The organism is Streptomyces sp. NPDC059994, assembly GCF_042737755.1.
In the GTDB taxonomy this organism is placed as follows: domain Bacteria; phylum Actinomycetota; class Actinomycetes; order Streptomycetales; family Streptomycetaceae; genus Streptomyces.
This window is the reverse complement of record NZ_JBHWUR010000210.1, coordinates 1-3,827: the sequence shown is the minus strand read 5'-3', so window position 1 is coordinate 3,827 and position 3,827 is coordinate 1. Positions and strand designations below refer to the sequence as shown.

Below are 3,827 nucleotides of genomic sequence, written 5' to 3'. Positions count from 1 at the left end.
GGACCTGGCGCCATCTCATCGTGGCGGTGCGCTCGCCCCGGCGGATCTTCGCGGCGAAGGCGCTGGCCGGCCTCAGCGTCATCCTGGCGCTCGTGGTGGGCCTGGCCTGTTCCAGTACGGTCGGCGGGCTCGCGGCGGTCGGCAACCATCCACTCGTCGGCCTCGACGGGCACGCGTTGGCACCGTCGGACGCCGCTTGGAAGGTCGTGCTCGCCTGGGTCTGTGTGCTGGCCCCGACGCTGGCCCTCGCCGCGATCGGGCTGCTCGGCTCCGTCACCCTGGGACGCTCGCCGATGGGACTGCTGCTGCCGGTTCTCGTCGCGCTGGCGATGCAGCTCGCTCAGATCCTGCCGCTGCCCGTAGCCGTACGCCTGGCCCTGCCCGGTTACGCGTTCATCGTCTGGAACGGTCTGTTCACCAGCCCCGCGCAGGGCGGTCCGCTCCTGATCGGCGTCGTGGTGAGTCTGCTGTGGGCCGTGACCGCCACCGCGCTGGCCTACCTCCTGTTCCTACGCCGCGACTTCACCAACCCGGCGCACGACGGCCTCGGGCGTCGCGGGCTCACCATCGCGGTGCTGCCGTTCGCCGGGCTGCTCGCCGGGACGGTGGCCGTCGTCGCGGCGGCGACGACGGCCGGCGGCTCCGGCATCGAGCAGGAGAAGGTGCAGCGCTCGCTCGCCACGGAATTCGCCCACCTCTACCGCACGCAGACCGAGCAGCTCAACCGGCCCGCCGTCACCGAGGCGCGGCTGAAGGCCACGGCGGCGTGCACCAAGGGCAACGTCAGGACCGGCGCCCATGGGCCGGGCAACGACTGGCGCTGCGTCGTCTCCTGGCACCTCCCCGGTGTCGAGGCCACCGGACAAGCCGTGTACCAGCTCGATGTCGGCGCGGACGGGCGGTTCGTGGCCGACGGCGACGGGCCGAAGGAAGTGAACGGCTACTTCCTGGTGCGGACCGCCACTGGGGACGCGCCGAACCCGCTCTGGCAGTTCGACGGCAATGTCGAGCTGCTCTCCGCCACCCCGAAGGGATGACTCCATGCAGGTCACACGTCGCCGTCGGAGTGCCGAGGAGAGGCGCTCCGGCTCTGTCGGCAGGCGTATCGGCAGACGCCCCGGCCGGCGAACCCCCCTGGCGACGGCCGGCGTCGCCGCCGTCGCCCTCGCTCTGGCCGGCACCGCCTCCGCCCAGACCGACCAGTTCGGCACGGCCCAGGTAGGCCAGGTCACCCAGCAGGGCCAGGTCATCTCCAGCGACCAGTTCATCGCCCCGTTCGGTGCCCGCTTCGTCATCGACAACGGCAAGATCATGTCGTCCACGGTCAGCCCGGACGGCACCCACTTCGCGGCCTCGCTCGCCGACGGGGGGCTGGCGCTGGACATCGTGAACCTGCGGAGGGGGAAGCTGCAGCAGCGCATCGGCAACTCCGCATCGGCCGACCTGCGCATCAGCGGCAACGACGTGGGCCAGGAAGGCCCGGCGTACTCGCCCGACGGCAAGCAGCTGTGGCTGGGCCAGAGCGACGGCTACACCAAGTTCACCGTCAACGCGGACGGCAGCCTCGCCAGCCCCGTGGCCGTCAAGATCCCTGCGGACGGCCCCAAGCACGCGCTGGTGGGCGCGGCGGCGTTCTCGCCCGACAGCTCCACCGTGTACGCGGCGGTCAACGGCCAGAACCGGGTGGTGGCCATCAACGCGGCGACCGGGGCGGTCCAGCAGAGCTGGGCCGTGGGCAACGCCCCGCGCGGCATGGCCTTGGTCGGCTCCAAGCTGTACGTCAGCAACGAGGGCGGCCGCCCGGCGCGGCCCGGCGACACCACGGTCAACTCCTACAACACCCAGGTGCCCGCAGACCCGGTGACCGCGGCGACCACCACCGGCACGGTCAGCGTCATCGACGTGGCGAACCCGAGTGCCGCCGTCGCGAGCATCGACGTCGGTCTGCACCCGACCGCCGTGTACGCCAAGAAGGGCGCGGTGTTCGTCACCAACACCGCAACCAACGACGTCTCGGTCATCGACCCGGCGAAGGACAAGGTCGTCCAGACGATCTCCACCAGGCCGTGGCCGGAGGCGTCCGTGGGCTACGAGCCCAACGCGGTGACGTTCTCCCGCGACGGCCGCCTGCTGGTGACGCTCGGCCGGGCCAACGCCGTCGCCGTCTACCGCTACACCACCCCGCAGGAGCCGGTCAGCTATGTGGGCCTGCTCCCCACGGACTACTTCCCCGCGGAGATCACCACCGTCGGCAACGAGGTGCTGGTCTCCAACAGCCGTGGCATCGACGCGCGCCGCCCTTCCAGCAGCGCCGGACACGGCACCCACGACACGACATCGAGCCTTCAGCGGTTCCTCCTGCCCAAGGACGGCATCATCAAGGCCCAGACGGCCAAGGTCTTCGAGCAGAACGGCTGGACGCCCGGCTCGGTCACGCACGGCCAGGGCAACGCGCAGCCGGTGCCCGTTCCCGTACGGCTCGGCGACCCGTCGACGATCAAGCACGTCTTCCTGATCGTCAAGGAGAACCGGACCTACGACCAGGTCTACGGGGACCTGCCGCAGGGCAACGGCGCCCCGGCGCTGGCCGAGTTCGGCGAGAACGTGACCCCCAACCAGCATGCGCTGGCCAAGCAGTTCGGGCTCTACGACAACACGTACGATATCGGTACGAACTCGGCCGAGGGGCACAACTGGCTGATGCAGGCCGACAACCCGGAGTACACCGAGTCCATGGCCGGTGAGTACGCGCGCAGCTACGACACCGAGGACGACGCCCTCGGCCACCAGCGGACCGGTTTCCTGTGGACCGGCGCCCAGGCCGCCGGACAGTCCGTACGGGACTTCGGCGAGTTCCAGCAGTTCCTGGCCAAGCCGGCGGGCGCGAGCTGGCAGAACCTGTACTGCGACACCAAGAACATGCGCTCGACCGGACAGGACACCGCCTACCCCCTGGTCTCGTCCTCGCCGATCCCCTCGCTCAACGACGTGTCGGTGCACGGCTTCGCGAAGTTCGACACCAGCGTGCCGGACATCTACCGGTACGAGATCTGGAAGCGTGACTTCGAGAAGAACGGGCCGGCGAACCTGAACATGTTCTGGCTCTCCAGCGACCACACCGGCGGGCCGCCGAACGCGGCCGCCCAGGTCGCCGACAACGACCTCGCCACCGGCCGGCTCGTCGACACGGTCTCGCACAGCCCGTACTGGAAGGACTCCGCGATCTTCGTGGTCGAGGACGACTCCCAGGCCGGCCTGGACCACGTCGACGGACACCGTGCCCCGATCCAGATCATCAGCCCCTGGGCCAAGCACGGCGTCGTCGACAGCCACTACTACTCGCAGATCACGATGATCCGCACCATCGAGCAGATCCTCGGGATCCACCCGATGAACCAGAAGGACAGCGCGGCCAGCCCGATGGCCGCGGCGTTCACCGCCACGCCGGACCTCACCCCGTTCAGCGCGCTGCCCAACCGCACCTCGCTGACGGCGGGTCTGACGGTCCCGCCCACCTGCGGCGAGGACGCCCCAGCGCCGCAGAACCCCGCCGCGGCGGCCGTCCCGACGGCGAAGGTGCCCGCGGACATGCACGAGCTCGCGGCGCAATGGGAGACCTGGAAGTCGCACCAGCGGCTCACCGGGCCCGACGCCGAGCCCGACTTCGCCAACCCCGCGCAGATGAACCACTTCACCTGGTACCAGACGCACGCGTGGGCGAAGCCGTATCCCGGCGAGAAGAAGATCTACGCGCCCGAGGACGTGCCGGGCGCCTACATCCCGTCAGCCGATCGCGACTGACACAGTGAAATGCAGACACAGGGCCC

General features: G+C 70.1%; 2 protein-coding genes. Both read left to right on the top strand.

Annotation, left to right across the window (positions count from 1 at the left end; genetic code table 11):
• Positions 1 to 1,037 (top strand): ABC transporter permease (locus ACFWA7_RS39790; RefSeq protein ID WP_385828043.1); only part of this gene is annotated, 1,037 nt, incomplete at its 5' end.
• 4 nt (positions 1,038 to 1,041) lie between these two features.
• On the top strand, positions 1,042 to 3,801 hold the full coding sequence (locus ACFWA7_RS39785) for a bifunctional YncE family protein/alkaline phosphatase family protein (RefSeq protein WP_385828041.1): 2,760 nt from the start codon (positions 1,042 to 1,044) through the stop codon (positions 3,799 to 3,801).
• Positions 3,802 to 3,827: the final 26 nt, after the last annotated feature.